The sequence below is a fragment of the Myroides sp. WP-1 genome (assembly GCF_014145635.1).
Classification (GTDB): Bacteria; Bacteroidota; Bacteroidia; order Flavobacteriales; family Flavobacteriaceae; genus Flavobacterium.
Genome location: NZ_JACHTC010000004.1, coordinates 259,423 through 274,367, shown reverse-complemented (window position 1 = coordinate 274,367; position 14,945 = coordinate 259,423). Strand labels below are relative to the sequence as shown.

At 35.4% G+C, this 14,945-nt stretch carries 17 protein-coding genes and 4 tRNA genes; 12 read left to right on the top strand and 9 right to left on the bottom strand.

Going from position 1 to position 14,945, the window contains the following annotated elements; translation table 11 throughout:
* Positions 1-40 precede the first annotated feature (40 nt).
* A complete protein-coding gene (locus H4K33_RS06265) occupies positions 41-808 on the bottom strand; it encodes an MBL fold metallo-hydrolase (RefSeq protein ID WP_182647608.1) in 768 nt (255 codons plus the stop codon).
* 83 nt (positions 809-891) lie between these two features.
* Here H4K33_RS06265 and H4K33_RS06260 point away from each other — a divergent pair, with 83 nt between their 5' ends.
* Positions 892-2,337: a TonB-dependent receptor gene (locus tag H4K33_RS06260; RefSeq protein WP_182647607.1), complete on the top strand. Its 1,446-nt coding sequence runs from the start codon at positions 892-894 to the stop codon at positions 2,335-2,337.
* Positions 2,338-2,395: 58 nt separating this feature from the next.
* On the opposite strand, the gene H4K33_RS06255 is transcribed toward H4K33_RS06260, so the two are convergent.
* From H4K33_RS06255 to H4K33_RS06245, 3 genes are all read right to left on the bottom strand, one after another.
* On the bottom strand, positions 2,396-2,902 hold the full coding sequence (locus tag H4K33_RS06255) for an META domain-containing protein (protein WP_220485295.1): 507 nt from the start codon (positions 2,900-2,902) through the stop codon (positions 2,396-2,398).
* 96 nt (positions 2,903-2,998) lie between these two features.
* Positions 2,999-3,328 (bottom strand): multidrug efflux SMR transporter, encoded by a 330-nt coding sequence (locus tag H4K33_RS06250; RefSeq protein WP_182647606.1) that lies wholly within the window; start codon positions 3,326-3,328, stop codon positions 2,999-3,001.
* A 79-nt stretch (positions 3,329-3,407) separates the two neighbouring features.
* Positions 3,408-4,052, bottom strand: a complete 645-nt coding sequence (locus H4K33_RS06245; RefSeq protein WP_182647605.1) for a response regulator — start codon at positions 4,050-4,052, stop codon at positions 3,408-3,410.
* A gap of 197 nt (positions 4,053-4,249) precedes the next feature.
* Between H4K33_RS06245 and H4K33_RS06240 the strand changes: the two genes are divergently transcribed.
* Together H4K33_RS06240 and H4K33_RS06235 are read left to right on the top strand one after the other, a co-directional pair.
* The gene (locus H4K33_RS06240) at positions 4,250-4,510 is read left to right on the top strand and encodes a hypothetical protein (RefSeq protein ID WP_182647604.1); all 261 of its coding nucleotides are present in this window, start codon (positions 4,250-4,252) and stop codon (positions 4,508-4,510) included.
* 90 nt (positions 4,511-4,600) lie between these two features.
* On the top strand, positions 4,601-6,592 hold the full coding sequence (locus tag H4K33_RS06235) for an ATP-binding protein (RefSeq protein ID WP_182647603.1): 1,992 nt from the start codon (positions 4,601-4,603) through the stop codon (positions 6,590-6,592).
* Positions 6,593-6,852: 260 nt separating this feature from the next.
* On the opposite strand, the gene H4K33_RS06230 is transcribed toward H4K33_RS06235, so the two are convergent.
* A complete protein-coding gene (locus H4K33_RS06230; protein ID WP_182647602.1) occupies positions 6,853-7,509 on the bottom strand; it encodes a response regulator transcription factor in 657 nt (218 codons plus the stop codon).
* 276 nt (positions 7,510-7,785) lie between these two features.
* Here H4K33_RS06230 and H4K33_RS06225 point away from each other — a divergent pair, with 276 nt between their 5' ends.
* The 4 genes from H4K33_RS06225 to H4K33_RS06210 all read left to right on the top strand — a co-directional run bounded on the left by H4K33_RS06225 (position 7,786) and on the right by H4K33_RS06210 (position 10,122).
* Positions 7,786-8,247 carry a GyrI-like domain-containing protein gene (locus tag H4K33_RS06225; RefSeq protein WP_182647601.1) on the top strand — a complete coding sequence of 154 codons (462 nt, stop codon included), beginning with the start codon at positions 7,786-7,788 and terminating at the stop codon, positions 8,245-8,247.
* Positions 8,247-8,615 carry a DUF1801 domain-containing protein gene (locus H4K33_RS06220; RefSeq protein WP_182647600.1) on the top strand — a complete coding sequence of 123 codons (369 nt, stop codon included), beginning with the start codon at positions 8,247-8,249 and terminating at the stop codon, positions 8,613-8,615. The genes H4K33_RS06225 and H4K33_RS06220 overlap by 1 nt, the downstream gene beginning before the upstream one ends.
* Positions 8,616-8,674: 59 nt before the next feature.
* Entirely contained in the window at positions 8,675-9,466 is a 792-nt protein-coding gene (locus tag H4K33_RS06215) for a carbon-nitrogen hydrolase family protein (protein WP_182647599.1), read from the top strand.
* A 98-nt stretch (positions 9,467-9,564) separates the two neighbouring features.
* Positions 9,565-10,122, top strand: a complete 558-nt coding sequence (locus H4K33_RS06210; protein WP_182647598.1) for a GNAT family N-acetyltransferase — start codon at positions 9,565-9,567, stop codon at positions 10,120-10,122.
* Positions 10,123-10,128: 6 nt separating this feature from the next.
* Here H4K33_RS06210 and H4K33_RS06205 read toward each other — a convergent pair whose 3' ends face one another.
* Entirely contained in the window at positions 10,129-10,971 is an 843-nt protein-coding gene (locus tag H4K33_RS06205; RefSeq protein WP_182647597.1) for a GNAT family N-acetyltransferase, read from the bottom strand.
* An 8-nt stretch (positions 10,972-10,979) separates the two neighbouring features.
* Positions 10,980-11,573 (bottom strand): GrpB family protein, encoded by a 594-nt coding sequence (locus H4K33_RS06200; RefSeq protein WP_182647596.1) that lies wholly within the window; start codon positions 11,571-11,573, stop codon positions 10,980-10,982.
* Between the two features lie 205 nt (positions 11,574-11,778).
* On the opposite strand from H4K33_RS06200, the gene H4K33_RS06195 reads away from it, so the two are divergent.
* From H4K33_RS06195 to H4K33_RS06180, 4 genes are all read left to right on the top strand, one after another.
* Positions 11,779-12,654: an AraC family transcriptional regulator gene (locus H4K33_RS06195; protein WP_182647595.1), complete on the top strand. Its 876-nt coding sequence runs from the start codon at positions 11,779-11,781 to the stop codon at positions 12,652-12,654.
* 225 nt (positions 12,655-12,879) lie between these two features.
* Positions 12,880-12,960, top strand: a tRNA-Tyr gene (locus tag H4K33_RS06190).
* A gap of 50 nt (positions 12,961-13,010) precedes the next feature.
* A tRNA-Tyr gene (locus H4K33_RS06185) sits at positions 13,011-13,091 on the top strand.
* A 40-nt stretch (positions 13,092-13,131) separates the two neighbouring features.
* Positions 13,132-13,212 (top strand) — tRNA-Tyr (locus H4K33_RS06180).
* Between the two features lie 82 nt (positions 13,213-13,294).
* On the opposite strand, the gene H4K33_RS06175 is transcribed toward H4K33_RS06180, so the two are convergent.
* A tRNA-OTHER gene (locus H4K33_RS06175) sits at positions 13,295-13,365 on the bottom strand.
* Between the two features lie 45 nt (positions 13,366-13,410).
* Entirely contained in the window at positions 13,411-14,277 is an 867-nt protein-coding gene (gene pdxY, locus H4K33_RS06170; RefSeq protein WP_182647594.1) for a pyridoxal kinase, read from the bottom strand.
* Positions 14,278-14,458: 181 nt separating this feature from the next.
* Between pdxY and H4K33_RS06165 the strand changes: the two genes are divergently transcribed.
* On the top strand, positions 14,459-14,887 hold the full coding sequence (locus H4K33_RS06165; RefSeq protein WP_182647593.1) for a PH domain-containing protein: 429 nt from the start codon (positions 14,459-14,461) through the stop codon (positions 14,885-14,887).
* Positions 14,888-14,945: the final 58 nt, after the last annotated feature.

Sequence of the window (14,945 nt, the reverse complement as noted above, 5' to 3'; positions counted from 1 at the left end):
GAAAATACAAAAAGGTAAAAAAAGACTTTATGTCTCATGTTTATGGTAGTTTTATTTGTTGTTCATCGTAAGCCAAAGATACATTTTTTGGCAATATCTTTTCGATTTCTTCGCAAAAACCTAGATCTTGAGAAATATGAATTAGATAGGCTTGACGAGGATTGATTTTTTCGATAAACGCCAATGCCTCCTCTAGATTAAAATGAGTGGGATGTTCTTTGATTCGCAAGGCATTTACAACCAAAACGCTACAGCCTTTTATTTTTTCGATTTCTTTTTCCTCTATAAACTTTGCATCCGTTATATACACTAAATCTCCTAATCGAAAACCCAGAATAGGTAAGTCTCCATGTTGAATAGCAAGAGGAATAATTGGTTTGCCTTTGATATAGAAGGTTTCATTTTCACTAATGATAGTTGGCTGTACACTAGGTGCCCCAGGATAGCGATTTTCTGTCGTAAAGATATATTCATATCTTCTTTCTAGCGCGTTCATTACACGTTCTGATGCATAAAGAGGCATAGGTCCATATAAAAAAGTTAAAGGGCGTATTTCATCTAATCCTGCAATGTGATCTGCGTGTTCATGCGTAAACAAAATCCCGTCTAGATACGAGCATTCAGCCTGTAACATTTGCTGTCTAAAATCAGGACCACAGTCAATCAAAAGGGTTAAATCATCCCACGTAATCAAAGCAGAGGTACGCAATCGATGATCGCGTTTATCCAAACTCTTACCTACTGGGTGATCCACCGCTATTACAGGAACTCCTTGAGAAGTACCTGTTCCTAAAAATCGTATTTCCAAAACCTATTCCTTTTTATACAAAAGTACACTTTATCTTTTTTTTTGTTGTATAGAATTTGTTACTTTGTTTCAAAAGCTAATAAATGGAACATTTTGCAGAAGATTTAGTATTAGAAGGGGATCGAATTATAGAACATCAACCTGCTATTTCGGATAAGGCACTCCGCATAAACCTCAACCATAATATTTACGGAACATTTGCTGAAATCGGTGCAGGTCAAGAAACCGTGCGTCATTTCTTTAGAGCAGGCGGCTCATCTCGAACAGTTGCCAAAGCCATGTCGGCTTATGACAAATCTTTTAGCGATGCCATTTATAGTGTAGAAGACGACGGACGTTATGTAACTGAAAGTCGTTTGAACAAGATGTTGGACTATGAAACCAAGAAAATTGAGGATCGTATTCCCCGTGCTGAAAATCCAACTAAAACTTTTTTTAGTTATGCTAATACAGTAGCAACCATTGACTATGCCAAAAAGAACAAAGGACACGGTTGGGTGGGAATCATCTTTCAAACAGCACCGAATGAACCTTACAGTAAAATAATCCTTCATATTCAATTTAAAGAAACTGATTCTAAACTTCAACAGGAAACTTTGGGTATCTTGGGCGTAAACCTTATTTATGGGGCGTATTACCAACACCATGAACCTAAAAAGCTAATCAGTTGTCTTTATGATCACTTAGATCGCGATCAAATAGAAATTGACAGTATCAGTTTTACGGGGCACTTATTTGCCCATATTGACAACCGCTTGATGAGTTTACTCTTGGTAAAGAACGGAATGACCGAAGCGGTTATGTTTGGTCCTGACGGACAAAGTAGATTGGCTGCCAACGAATTGTACCGAAAAAATATTCTGGCCTTGCGCGGAAGTTTCCGTCCTGTTACTTTAGTAAACATGAATATGTACAAAAAGGCATTGGATTCTTTTATTAGTGAAAACCAATTGCTTCGTCAAGATACCATCGTTATTTTCGAAATCACTTTATCCAATTTATTGATGGAAGGAGATCTAGACGAAAATGACTTCTTACACCGTGCAGATTTGTTGTGTTCATTAGGTCAGACCGTAATGATCTCAAACTTTCAAGAATACTATAAACTAACGGCTTATTTCTCAAGATATACGACAGAAAAAATAGCACTGTCAATGGGTGTTAGTAGTTTGCTTAATATTTTTGAAGAAAAATACTATGCGAACTTAACAGGTGGAATTTTAGAAGCACTAGGAAAATTATTCCGCAATCAGATGAGAATATACCTCTATCCGATGCGAGATACAGATGGAAACATCATCAATTCTACGAATCTAAAAGTTGATTTACACATTAAAGAATTGTACAAATTCTTTAAAAAGAACAATCAAATCATCGATATTGAAAATTACGAATTAAGTAATTTAGACATTTTTTCACGCGATGTTCTCCGTGCCTTACAATGCAAAGAAGAAGGATGGGAAAACAAACTTCCTCCGGGAATTGCAACAATGATTAAAGAAAAAGAACTCTTTGGCTATACCAAATAAAAAGCACAAAAAAAGCGACGATAAGAAACGTCGCTTTTTTTGTATTTCAAATTTTATTTTATTTCACTTCTGGTTGAATATCCGGTGATATTTGTTTAAACTCCATTACCACTTGATCTCCTTTTTTAAAGATTAAAGCACTCTCGGTAATTTCGTAATTCGTTACTTCAGTCAATCCTTTTGTAAAAGCAAAGTCAGAAACTCCATCACAGAACATACGCGTCGAAGCTAATTTATCTCCAATAACAATTCCGTTGTTCTCTTTAATTTCGTATTCTACATTTAGATTGTTACATCCATCATTTCCGTGAACCATTAAATTTCCTTCAAAGCTCAAGGTTGGTCTTTTCCCTGGAAATAAATCTTCTATTTTTTTATCTGTTGTTTCCTCTGTGTGAATTGCAATCAGCTCCCAACTTCCGAACAACTTTGCTTTAGTTATTACTGCTGTCTCTACCACAGGTTCTTCCACAGTTTCGGGTGCCTTTTCAGTGCTCTTCTTCTCATTACAAGCTGTTAAAGCTAAAGCCATTAACCCAACCGTTAAAAATTTAATTTTTTTCATTTTTGCAATTTTTAAATCTTTTATTTATTTTAATGAACCAAATATAAATAAAAAAAGAAATAATTGCAATGATAAGCCGTAAAGCACTCTAATTCGTTAAGTAGCAGAAACCACTTTTAATCCAATAATAGAACCTATTAAAGTAGCAATAAAGAACAAGCGCCAAAAAGTAGAGGGATCCTTAAAAACAAAAATTCCAACCAGAACAGTTCCTACTGCTCCTATTCCTGTCCAAACCGCATACGCAGTCCCCAATGGCAACGTTTGAGTAGCTTTCATCAACAGTCCCATACTCATAACTAATGCAAACAAAAAGCCTCCGTACCACCACATTGACTCTGTTCCCTTTGTTTCATTGGCCTTTCCCAAACAAAAGGTAAATCCTACTTCAAAAAAACCTCCGATAATTAATAAAATCCAGTTCATTCTATTTTTTTTGCGAAAGTATAATTATAAAACCTATTTTTTTTATCCTATGATAAATAATTATTGAAAAAGATTGCTATTAGATAAACCCTTCTTCCTTTACTTTTTTAATCAATCCTCCATTATCCAAAACATCAAATGTCTGTTTTAATCCAGCAATTCGCTTATTAACAGCACTTTCACTTAAAAAAAGAGCTTCACTTATCTCTTTGATACGAAAGCCTTTGTCTAACAACAATAAGATCTGAATGTTTTGTTCTTGTAGCAAAGCTTCTTTTTTATAGATTTCTTTTAATGCTTCATTGGCGCGAAAACTGTAAAAACGCTCGCCTCTTAAAATCTGATGAATTGCATTTTTTAAAACTATCTCTGTTACATCCGTTTTCAACAATAAGCCTTGAGGTACAATTTTTTTATGAATATCGTAAAGAACTAAAACACCTTCATGTCCAGTAACTAAAACGGTATTGACATCAGGAAATTTCTTTTTTATAAAGAGGACCAAATCAACCCCATCTTTATCCTCTCCGCCTATCTCCCCTTTCCCTAAATTATAATCGACAACAATTAAATCTAAGCGGGTAATCTGTTCTACCTGATCTTTAGCCTCCTGAATAGACGTTGCACGCAAGAGTGTAAACGCTTCAAATTCTTTCCGCAAAACTTGGATATACCAATCAACAATCATGTGGTGATCATCCACAACTAATAAAGTGAAGTTCAAAATACTTTGTTTTTTTTAACATATAATACAGTTTTTCTGCACATCGGCGTCTAAAAATATAAATATGTTTGTTAGACAATCTAGAGATTTTATAATAAAAAAAGAAGGTTCTTCATTTCTAAACCTTAAATATACGCTCAAGTTATCTTTTTTTTATTGTAAAAACTAAAAATACTTAATTTTTAAATTTATTCCTTATGAAAAAAACGATCCTTACCTCCGTTTCAGTTTTTGCTTTGCTTTTATTAGCTTCATGTTCGACAGATAGCATGCCTACAGAAGCAAATGGAAGTGCATATCAAATGAACAACGTTGAGTCTAAAGAAATAAAAAATGATAACAATGCGAGTATCAACATTCAAATAGATTCAGTATCAACACCGATTCAGGTGATTAACAGTGCCTCTAAAACACTAGAAAATGGTGACTTAGGCAATCTAAAAGACAAGAAAAAATAAATTGTATATGCTATTAATCCTCATTTTGTAGTCTTATAAATTGGGGATTAATTCTTTTTTAACTTTCTTTGTTTCTCTTAAGAAAGTTTTATGAGAGTAATTCCTTACATTGTCATTTTTATCTTCTTTTGTTTTGTCTCTTGCACCAAAAAGCTCGACAAGCAAAAACACAATGATTTGTCTAATTACCTCACTCAATTAGAGCATTCTTCGATTGATCAAAAACAAAAAATCAAACAGCTCGATTCTATATTTCAAACCGTTCAAGAAGACGGAAATGCAAAATCATACCGCGAATTTTTGTTTAAACTAGCTGGAACAGCTTATAATATCGAAGCAGCCGATCTCTACTTCAAAACTAGTCAGAATATACTTTCCCTTGCTCAAAAAGCGAAAGACACCGCAGACATGGCGAAAGCCTATCACTACTTGGGAGATTATTACGAAGATATTGTCAAACTAGACAGCGCTTATGCTTCCTATTCTTATGCAGCTAGATTTTATTTAGCGGCAAACGATACATTACATGTAGGTACCATGCAGAAATCAATGGCCCTCATCTTATATGAAGAGGGACTATTCAATCAAGCCGAGGTAGAGGCCTTTGCTGCCCTACAAAAAATCGCGCCCTATAAGGATACCAAACTACTATTAGAAGCCTATGTGACCATTGCGAACATTTTGGATCAAAACTCGCAAAGTGAAGAAGCTATTTTGTACTACAAGCAAGCGCTTAACTTACTCAACTCTTTGGAATCTAAACAGGATATAACGTATCCTAAAATTACCATTTACAACAACATCGGATATTTATACAATGGTATACAGAAATATGGAAAAGCAGAAGAAACCTTGCTAGACGGTTTGTCTTTGCTCCCTCCTGACATGAAGAAAAGTCTTGTTCATGCTATGTTGATCAACAACTTAGCACTTACCTATATTAAAACCAATCAATTAAAAACAGCGGAACAATTAGTACATGAAGCATTTGTCATCCGAGATAGTTTGCAAATTCCACAAGGACTTATTTCAAGCTATAGTCGTTTTGGGGAACTTTATTTAGCTCAAAAAGACACCCTAAAGGCTGTTGAATATTGGAAAAAAGGGTTTAAAACATCTGAAAAAGTTAAAGCGCGCAATACGGCTTTAACCAATTTGCGTTATCTCAGCTTATATGATCAAAAAAATGCACAAGAATATGCACAGCGCTACTATGAAATTAACGACAGCTTAAAAACTCTTCAAATAGAGAATAGAACAAAATTTGCGCGAATTGAATACGAAACTGCTCAACTTGAAGCTAAAAACGAACTGCTATCTCAACGCGTCACCTTATTTAGTATACTGTCGATTCTAGCGGTATTGTTGTCTATTTTAATCTACATTGTACTCAAACAAAAGATGATCCAAAAACGCCTTTTGTTTCAACAAGATCAACAGCAAGACCGAGAACTAATTTACAAACTTATTCTCCAACAAGAAGAAATCGCTAAAAAGACTCTTTTAGACGAAAGAACACGTATCAGCACAGAATTGCACGATGGTATCATCAATACCTTGTTCAACATTCGCCTTATGCTCTCTAACGAGTGTAATGCTGAAAACAGACAATTGATTGGCTCTGAAATCGAAGAGGCCCAAAAACAAATTAGGAGAATATCACACAACCTACAAGACCAAACACTTGCTGTAGGTAGCTTTACTCCTATCTTAGAAAACTTAATCAATAAAAACACCACAAAAGAACATGCATTTACACTGCTAATTTCTCGCAATTTCGATTGGAGCACGTTTGATTACGAAACAAAAATGAACATCTACCGCATTATTCAAGAATCAATGCAAAACATCATCAAACACGCACAAGCGACACGTTCTATTATTTCAATTGTAGAATCAACATCAAGCTATCACATCAAGATTCAAGACAATGGAATTGGTTTTAAAGTTAGCGAAGTAAAAAAGGGAATTGGATTAAAAAATATTCAGTTGCGCGTCAACCAAATGAATGGTATACTCACCATTAACTCGAATACTACAAAGGGAACTATATTAGAAGTAATCCTATCAAAAATAAAATAGGGATTGATGTCCCCACAACCAATCCCTATTCACCTAAATTAATCAATAGATATTCATTTTTCATAAAATTTGTAACCTAACTTAAACGTTCCATTGCTAGATATATTCAAGAAGTAATGTAACACAAACTTTTTTGTATGATTTTATCGAGGACTAAAGTAGATATATCGGTTTATTTTTCAAAACCTAGGTCCTTTCTTTTAACAAAAATGAAAGTTGAACATTCATTTTTGACCTAGTTTTTCTTTGATTTCTTAAAATTAGATGAATCCTTGGAGTTTTACCTGCTTCAAAAGCTCTGATAAATCACTCACTCCAAATTCTTTTTTCATTGTAGTTAGCATGCGTTGTACTGTACTTTGACTCTTAAAAACGATCTCGCATATTTCCTGCACTTTGTATCCTTTGTCCAATAGCATCAAAATCTCGATGTATTGTTCTTGTTGCATCAATTGGCGTTTTGCTAATAGACTTAAAACATTTTTTACTCCAACACTGTAAAAAACTTGCCCTATCATACATTGACGGATAGTTTCGATAAGTAACTCATCTGTCACATCTGCTTTCATCAACAAGGCATCAGGTCGTATTTTTTTGTGAATACTGTAGATGAGTAACGCCTCTTCATGTCCCGTTATCATGATAATTTTTGCCTTTGGAAACTTTTCTTGTGCGTACAAAGCAAGTTTTTGCCCATCTGATATACGCAAGTTTACATCAAAGTTCTTCGCTAGATTGTAATCGATAATCAACATATCAATGCTCGGCAATTCATCAATATACTCTATTGCCTTTGGAATTGTTTCACTGGAGTAAAAAGTACTTTCTAAAAAATTCTCGCGAAGTAAGCGAATATAACTAGTCAAGATCATCGGATGATCGTCAATAACCAGAAATACAGGATTGTATAAATTCATATAAGGTTAGAATTAAAAGTACTCGAATTTTCAACAAAACTAATCATTTTTTTGGAGTAGCCACTACTCCCATTACTCTAATAAGTGAGATATAGTTATTAATTGATCCTAAAACAAAAACCATATTGTTTATTTCTCAAATTTTTATCACTAAATTGACGAATCTATATTTTTTACAAAAATGATTCTATCCGTCTTTTCAAGTTGTACTTTTCCTATTGACATAGGGTTGTCACAATCAAGACTTATTTTTGTATCAATCCTAAGAAATACACTATGCAAGAAATACACGTAAAAGACCTATTCATTATAGGTATTGCCGTTAGAACAACCAATGAGAACAACCAATCTGCTGTAGATATTCCGAACTTGTGGAATAAATTCCACAACCAACAAATTAAAATGCAGGTTCCCAATCTTGTCAACGACAATATTTATGCCATTTATACCGATTACGAAAGTGATTTTACCGCATCTTATACCACTATTATTGGCTATCAAGTTCACACACTAGCAAACATCCCTGTAGGCATGGTGGCTCATACTATTCCGTCAGGTTCGTATACCAAAATTGTAGCTCAAGGAAATTTAATGGACAATATTGTACTAAATGAATGGATCAAGATTTGGAATACTCCTGATTTACAACGTGCCTATACGTCTGATTTTGAAGTTTACGGACCTAAAGCACAAGATCCTAATCAAGCAGAAGTAGAAATTTATTTATCGACTAAGTAATGCTCAATACAATAGATTCTTTTTATTTTAAACAACCGGAACCCAATCAAAGTTGTTTGCTAGCGCTACGAGACTTTATTTTACAACAAGATCCCCTTATAACGGAAACTATAAAGTGGGGAACTCCTTGTTTTTCCTATCGCAACCGCATGTTTTGCTTTTTAGCATTGACCAAAGCACCACAAGTACCGTATTTATTAGTGGTAGAAGGTCATCTACTCCAACACCCTCTTTTGGAAATTGGAAAGAGAAAACGCATGAAAACTTTGTCTTTTGACCCTAAAAAAGATTTGCCTTTTGCCATTGTTCAAGAAATCTTAACTGCAGCTCTGGATCTATATCGATCAGGACAGATTCGGACCAAGTAATCACTTGTAAAATTCTGCTTACCTTTGCGGTAGTTACAACAGCTAAAGAACATTAGTTTATGCGAGTAGGTTTTTTTCAATACGCCGTAATTTGGCGCGACATTCAAGCGAATCTAGACTATATTGCCGCTGCAATTCAAAAGGAAAAATTTGATTTGCTGGTGCTACCAGAGTTTTTTACCACAGGCTATGCTATGGATACGAAAGAAGAGATTCTACCTTTTGTGGAAGACCTCAACCATAGTAAAACAGTAAAATTTTTAGCTCAACTTCTAGCAAAAACAGGCAATGGTTTTATTACGGGTACGATACCCGAAATTGACAACGGAATTTTGTATAATACCGCTATCCTGGTAGATGCAAATGGACTCGTTTCTTCGTATCGAAAAATTCACCTTCCTGATTATGAAAAGCGAATTTTTCAACCTGGAAATCAAGCAGTAGTTTATGCAAGTGAACAAGCAAAAATTGGACTATCTGTTTGTTTTGATTGTTGGTTTCCGCAACATACTTCGTTACTCAAACTTCAAGAAGTAGAGATTATCTGTCATTCTTCTTGTTTTGGAGGTCCTGTAACCCCTACAATCATACCAATTCGAGCATTGGAAAACCAATGTTTTTACATTAGTTGCAACCGCATCGGACAAGAGTATTTTGAAGGTGAGTTAGAATCATATCGCGGAGAGAGTCAACTTGTAGATCCCGATGGAAACGTCATCGTTAAAGCGTCAAATGACGAATGCCTAGCACTAGTAGACCTAGACCTTAGTACCGTTAATCGTCCTAATTTTGGAAGTTTAATCACCAAAGATTTTCAATCGCAACACAACAAATACAAGATTACGCTATAAAAATTACGTTATAAAGACGAGTCTGTTCGACTCGTTTTTTCGTTTAGCTATAATTGTTTACTTTTACTTTTTACGAGTAACTAAATTCCACTCAACTGATGTTTTTCAAAGAATTTCCAACCCTACAAACAGATCGTTTATTACTAAGAGCACTACATTTTACTGATGCACCTGCTCTATTTGATTATTTTTCCAAAGATGAAGTCACAGCGTTTTACGATCTACCCACTTTTCAATCGATCCAAGAAGCACATGAATTGTTACTCGCTTGGCAAGAGCGCTACTTCAATGAGGATGCAATTCGATGGGCTATTACGCTACAAGAGCGACCAGATCACCTGATAGGGACTTGTGGATTTCACAATTTTTCAATTGAAAATTCCAGAGCTGAAATAGGCTATGAATTACATCCTGATTTTTGGCAAACTGGTATTATGACTGAAGCTGTGCGAGCTATCATTCCCTTTGGCTTCCAATCCTTTAATTTACATCGCATTGAAGCTTTTATCGATCCGATCAATATTTCTTCGCGAAAATTACTAGAAAAAGTAGGCCTACAATCGGAAGGTGTACTTCGCGATTACTTTTATGAAAAAGGAAAATTTGTTGATGCTGAGATTTTTAGTCTCTTACAAAGAGAATACCAATCGAAGTAATCTCGTTTACAAGATTCGTTTCATTTCAAATTGAGCGAGGTCATTTTTTAATTTTAACTGATGAAAAAAAGCGGCGGCTGCTTCTGAGGTGTCATCAATATTGTAAACATATACTTCCTTTGAAGCTGTGATCTCATTCATCGTTTGAATTAAATGAGTAGCAACTCCTTGTCTTCTGTGTTTTGAATCTACAGCCAATTGTAAAACGCGTTTTGATGTTGGGTTTAAAATCAAATATCCCACCAATTGATCTTCTTTGTACGCACCGAGAATACGGCAGCGCGCTTTGCTGTTTTCCATAGCAGGGACAGCGTTTTGCCACGAAGGCTGAACGTCCCAAAAAGCAGTAAAGACAGGCCAATTGAACGCATCTAATTCAATTACCTCAACTGGTGAATTGCGTGGCATAACCTGAGCTTCTCCTTCAAAACAAATGAGTTTTCTCGCCTTGTGGTATCCCATTTTCTCATATGCGCGAATAGCCGACTGATTGCCTTCAATCACTTCTAAAACCAATTGTTCTACTTGTAAAGGTTGCAAACGATCCAGTAGAAAGGCATACATTTTACTCACTAACCCTTGACCTCTATGTGTAGGCACTACACCTGTTGCCGCGTTATATGCGGTTAATTTACCTTCTACTTGGTTAATTGCATGTAACATGAATCCTACTAATTTTCCCTGATCGACCACTCCCACCGAAAGATCTAATTGAACGTTTTCAACGGCTATCTTTATGGCCAGTTGATCCGCTTTTAACTGAAGGGGAATGATATAATCAGCAAAGGACTCATTCAAAACTTGGACGATCTCTTGGAGATCTACGTGTGTTAAGGCTATTATTTTCATGTTCTTTTTTAGTTGTTTGTATACCAATTTACCGCTTTTTCTTCTTCTCTTTTAAGGAATTGATCTTTTCCTTCATTGTAATCATTACCAGTTTTCCACTGCTGTTGTACCAATTGCTCTTTTAAAGCTTGATAAGCCGCTCTTACCTCTGGATGGGTTCTCAAATAGTCTCTAAAAGCAATGTGACGAATCCAATTCTCAGAATGAATAGGAATCACATGAATATGTGCCAAACGCAAATGATGATCGTTTAATCGCTCAGGAATATCCTCTCCCAATCCTACTCTTTCGGGTAAACCTAAAGTAGCTGGAGCTTCTTTGAGTAGCACAAAAAAACGACGATAAGGCATCTCTTCATTATACTTTTCATAATACACATAGTTCTGTCCCTTTACTAAAGGTGGTACCAAATCGAGCTCAGCTTCTCCTTGTACACCCACTAAAACATCAATAATAGGCTTTGCAGACAACCCTTCTACGGCTGTACTTCCAATATGCTCTATTGTGAGGGTTAGCGTTTGCAAAGAATCGAATAACCCAGTTTGAATCGAATTAAACTGGGTTTTCCACTGCGGAGTGTAAGGTTCAAAAGGTAAAATCATCAAATAGAAATTAGTGGGGATTAGGTTTTACTTACGAATAACAAAAATAAAGAAAACAAGAGAATCTCTTGATGCAAAATGTTTTCATTTATGTTCAAATTGTAATATTAAAATCTGCAATAAGCTAAAAAACAACATACAAATAAAACATTAACAATCACATACAATATTCGTTCTGTAATTTATTTTATTTTTATTCAAAAAAATGCAACAGTTCATTACCATCCAACACATCTACGAATTTCACAACATTCAAGAAGACGTTAAAATTGAAGGCATTGCTTTAGTCAAAAATGTACATCGGTTACATCCTCACTATACTGATTTCAAACATCAATTTGATGGTTTATTGCTTTCCTTTTGTTCGAAAGGTAGTTTACGCATTCATATCAACTTTCAGGAATACACCATTAGCCAGGGAGATTGGGCTGTTGTATTGCCACAGCTCATTTTAGATCCACAAGAAGTTTCTGATGATTTTGAGGTTACTTCTATTCTCATGTCTTTAGATTTTATCAGTGCATACCCCATATTACGCGAGTTTATTACCAACAATGAGGTGCGTCATCATCCTGTTATTTGTCCTCGACAACAAAACAATCATCCGTTGGATTCTTTTCTTTATCTTTTAGAAGACTACTATTTTAAACAAACGATTCAAAACAAAAAAAACATCATTCAATATATTATTTTCGCTTTAATCACGGCCATTTCGGATTCGTACCAAACCTTATGTGAACAACGAGGAATTGTAAAAACGCGAAAAGCTCAACTGGTAGACGATTTTTATCTTCATCTTTCTCAGCATTACAAAACAGAAAGGCAGGTTACTTTTTATGCAGAAAAATTACATCTCACCCCTCAATATCTAACTACCTTAGTTAAAAAAGAAACAGGTCATTCGCTGACACATTGGATCGAGCATGTGGTTATTCTACATGCGAAATCTTTATTGAAATCTTCGGATTTATCTATTAACGAAATCAGCTATGAACTTCATTTTGCTGATACGTCTTTATTTTGTCGTTATTTTAAGCGTTGTACTCAATTGACTCCTGCACAATTTAGAGCGTTAGAATAGCCTTGTGTTTACACAAAAAAGCAACTTTACACCTGAATTTTATCCTATTCTGTCTTATTTACAAAAAATAGATTAGAAAATTTTTAACGGCTTAGTTTTTTATAACCAAAGAGTTAATGATTTCTGAAGACTTGTTCTGTAAAAAAAAGCGACAAATCTCTTGCAGATTAACAAAACAGCGCTATCTTTGCACCGTTCTAATACAGAACTGAGGCATACGCTGAAGGGGAGATACTCAAGCGGCCAACGAGGACGGACTGTAAATCCGTTGGGAAACCTTCGCAGGTTCGAATCCTGCTCTCCCCACATTAAAGTTCTTATACATTATTGCTAAACTAAAATACAAAATACCGGAGGGGGAGATACTCAAGCGGCCAACGAGGACGGACTGTAAATCCGTTGGGAAACCTTCGCAGGTTCGAATCCTGCTCTCCCCACAAAACATACATATGCTATTTTAGTTTAACAATATAAGGAGGGGAGATACTCAAGCGGCCAACGAGGACGGACTGTAAATCCGTTGGGAAACCTTCGCAGGTTCGAATCCTGCTCTCCCCACATACAAAAAAGCCTTTCAATTTTCATTGAAAGGCTTTTTTGTTTACAGTGTACAGTTAACCGTGAACAGTCAACCATTTTGAGGTTCCGACTGGATTCGAACCAATCTACTGATTATTGCGTAATCAGGCCTAACCACTCAGCCACGGAACCTTTTGCAGTTTATAGCAAACCATTAGTCCTTAATATACTAATTATTTATCTAATATCCAAATACATAGATAAATTTATATACATCCCTATGGGATGAATTGATAAAATATCATGCAAGCTAAACTCACTTCTGTCTTCTTCTGCAATGCGATGCAATACACGTTGAATCAACCTACTCGCCTCTTTCACACTATCCTTATAAGATTCTGATTTTCTCGCCTGTAATACGAGTACCAAAGCCGCGAAAAGTTCACCAGTTCCCGGCGGATCTACAGGAACATAATCAATTGTAACCACATCATACTGTTGCTGTTCTTTCACTACAATGTGCAGGGCTTGATGCGTTAAATCGCTAAATCTACATCCTGTTACCAAAACATCTTTCCTCTGAAACATCGGATCTTGCTGTATTGCTTCTTGAAGCTTAGCGTAAGTCGTTATCTTTCGCTGCAAGATGGTTTCCATCTCAAATTGATTGGGAGTTAATACATCCGCTAAAGGCAACAAATGCTTACAAAGTGCTTGGGGCACTTCTTCTTTTACATAAAGCCCTTGAGGATGATCTCCCATCACTGGATCACAAACGTAGACTATCTCCGGATGACTCTCTTTTATCTTAGCTATAAAACAGGCCGTCAGTTCCACTAACTTAGCGGAACCTATGTAACCTGTAATAATAGTGGAAACTTCATTTAAAATAGCAAGTTGTAAAATACCATCGAGAACCTCTTCAAATAAAGAAGCAGGCATTAAACCTCCTCCCACTGTTGGTAAACCGTATCGATTGGATAAAACAACAGTAGGAACCGAAATAACATCCTGACCAGCGAGTTGCAACACCAATGATGTAGTATTACTCCCTACATAACCGTAGGCTACTTTACTGTGGATAACAATTGTTTTGGTGTTCATACGTCATTTTTATAGCACAAAAATACTATCCTTTTGGATGAGTATTGTACACCAGTTTTAAACTAGTAAATAGTCCAGATTTAGAAACAAAGAAACATTTCTACTCTATTCTTACTCTATTCTTACTCTATTTTTATTCCTAACTTGTTTATCTTTGACATCCAACACAACTAAAAACTAGATGCAAATCAAATACAAAACTAAAGTTTCTCTCTTTATTTATATTCTCTTTATCAGTATTAGTGTTGCCGCTATAATAGCGGCTATTTTTAGTCCGCATTGGTCCATGTGGATAATATCCTTGTTGACTATTGCTTTTCTTGTTTTCTCGTACTACCAAACCTATTATACAATTGATACGGAAAAGGAAACACTGCAAATCAAGGCTGGTATTGGTTTTAAAAAAACACTATCAATAAAAGAAATTCGAAAAATAGAAGATACACGTACCCTTATTAGTGCCCCTGCTTTATCACAACAACGCATAGAAATTTACTATGCTAAATATGATAGTATTGTTATTTCTCCTGAAAACAAATTAGCGTTTATTGCATGTTTAAAAAAAATCCAACCCAATTTGATTTACATGGATAAAAAAAGTAAAAATTAACGCTATCGAATACCGTCTTATTTCTCGTTGATCAACAACTTGCACCAATGAGGCAAGA

Excerpts from the sequence above, each read along its gene's own strand:
- H4K33_RS06260 (WP_182647607.1), top strand. The coding sequence starts at position 892 with ATGGAACATTTTGCAGAAGATTTAGTATTAGAAGGGGATCGAATTATA.
- H4K33_RS06255 (WP_220485295.1), bottom strand. The coding sequence starts at position 2,902 with ATGAAAAAAATTAAATTTTTAACGGTTGGGTTAATGGCTTTAGCTTTA.
- H4K33_RS06250 (WP_182647606.1), bottom strand. The coding sequence starts at position 3,328 with ATGAACTGGATTTTATTAATTATCGGAGGTTTTTTTGAAGTAGGATTT.
- H4K33_RS06240 (WP_182647604.1), top strand. The coding sequence starts at position 4,250 with ATGAAAAAAACGATCCTTACCTCCGTTTCAGTTTTTGCTTTGCTTTTA.
- H4K33_RS06235 (WP_182647603.1), top strand. The coding sequence starts at position 4,601 with ATGAGAGTAATTCCTTACATTGTCATTTTTATCTTCTTTTGTTTTGTC.
- H4K33_RS06230 (WP_182647602.1), bottom strand. The coding sequence starts at position 7,509 with ATGAATTTATACAATCCTGTATTTCTGGTTATTGACGATCATCCGATG.
- H4K33_RS06225 (WP_182647601.1), top strand. The coding sequence starts at position 7,786 with ATGCAAGAAATACACGTAAAAGACCTATTCATTATAGGTATTGCCGTT.
- H4K33_RS06220 (WP_182647600.1), top strand. The coding sequence starts at position 8,247 with ATGCTCAATACAATAGATTCTTTTTATTTTAAACAACCGGAACCCAAT.
- H4K33_RS06215 (WP_182647599.1), top strand. The coding sequence starts at position 8,675 with ATGCGAGTAGGTTTTTTTCAATACGCCGTAATTTGGCGCGACATTCAA.
- H4K33_RS06210 (WP_182647598.1), top strand. The coding sequence starts at position 9,565 with ATGTTTTTCAAAGAATTTCCAACCCTACAAACAGATCGTTTATTACTA.
- H4K33_RS06205 (WP_182647597.1), bottom strand. The coding sequence starts at position 10,971 with ATGAAAATAATAGCCTTAACACACGTAGATCTCCAAGAGATCGTCCAA.
- H4K33_RS06200 (WP_182647596.1), bottom strand. The coding sequence starts at position 11,573 with ATGATTTTACCTTTTGAACCTTACACTCCGCAGTGGAAAACCCAGTTT.
- H4K33_RS06195 (WP_182647595.1), top strand. The coding sequence starts at position 11,779 with ATGCAACAGTTCATTACCATCCAACACATCTACGAATTTCACAACATT.
- pdxY (WP_182647594.1), bottom strand. The coding sequence starts at position 14,277 with ATGAACACCAAAACAATTGTTATCCACAGTAAAGTAGCCTACGGTTAT.
- H4K33_RS06165 (WP_182647593.1), top strand. The coding sequence starts at position 14,459 with ATGCAAATCAAATACAAAACTAAAGTTTCTCTCTTTATTTATATTCTC.